The 1,165-nt window shown below is 60.2% G+C and carries 1 protein-coding gene; it reads left to right on the plus strand.

The features are described from left to right. On the plus strand, positions 1–1,080 hold a 1,080-nt coding region (locus CW742_RS14205), incomplete at its 5' end, for a hypothetical protein (RefSeq protein ID WP_292421500.1). Positions 1,081–1,165: the final 85 nt, after the last annotated feature.

Genomic DNA, 1,165 nt, shown 5'->3' on the forward strand with positions numbered 1-1,165 from the left:
CTTATCAAGATCATCACACCTGGCTGGGGGACCTCGGGATACTACTCCGAGTCGATGCTCGAACGCGATGCACCGGCAGTCTACCAGGCCGGCACGCAGATGTTCCTGGACCACCCTACTGCAGCGGACGAGAAAGCCCGCCCGGAACGCAGCCTGACCACTCTGGCCGGGTTCATCACCGAAGGGGGAAAGTTCCTGAAGACCGGTCCGCAGGGCCCGGGGGTCTATGCCAAAGCCCAGATCCTCTCGCCCTACCGCGGATTCCTGAACGAAGTCGCCCAGATCATCGGGGTATCCCACCGTGCGCTCGGAAAGGGGACTCCGGGATCGGCCGAAGGACGCCAGGGCAAGATCATCGAATCGCTGACGAAATGCTTCAGCGTCGATTTCGTCACGCTCCCGGGCAGGGGCGGGGCCATCGTACCGATGCTCGAAGCATACCGCAAGAACTCCGAATCGCTTATCGAACATGAACCGCCCGCAGACGATGAACTGAACGAAGACACCAACGAGGAAATCATGGCAGGAAACGACAAGGAAACCGTCATCACGGTAGAATCGCTCCGCAAGACACATCCCGCGCTCATCACCGAGATCAGGGAATCCATCATGCAGGAGATCCAGACCTCCGAATCTGCAAAGCAGAAGGAGGCTGAGCACAAGCAGGTCCTGAAAGAGAACCAGGACATGAAGATCGAGCTCGACCGGCTCCGCGAGGCCCAGGTCATCCAGGAAGCCGGCAAGATCGTCGCCAAGGCGCTGGAAAAGTCCGCGCTGCCGGCGATCACCAAGGCCCGTCTCATCGAGACCGTCCCGAAGCTCGCCCGCATGAAAGACGGCAAGTTTGACGAGGCCGCGTTCACCGAGGCCGTAACTACCGCCATCAAGACCGAGACCGATTATGTGGCCAAACTCACCGAGTCCGGCAAGGTCAAGGGCATGGGCGGGTCCGGTGGATCCGGCACACCCTCAGATGGCACCAAGCTCAAGGAAGCCTTCAAGCAGCAGTACCTCCGTGAGGGGCTGACTGTTGAACAGGCAGAACTCAAGGCAACGATCGCCGCCGCAGGAGGCAGGTAACCATGTCACAGGCAGAGAAATACAAACCCGGATGGAAGCGGTCAGTGGTCTGCACGTATCCGACCACCCCGGCCGTCAACAACCC

The organism is Methanoregula sp. (assembly GCF_002835825.1).
In the GTDB taxonomy this organism is placed as follows: Archaea; Halobacteriota; Methanomicrobia; order Methanomicrobiales; family Methanospirillaceae; genus Methanoregula.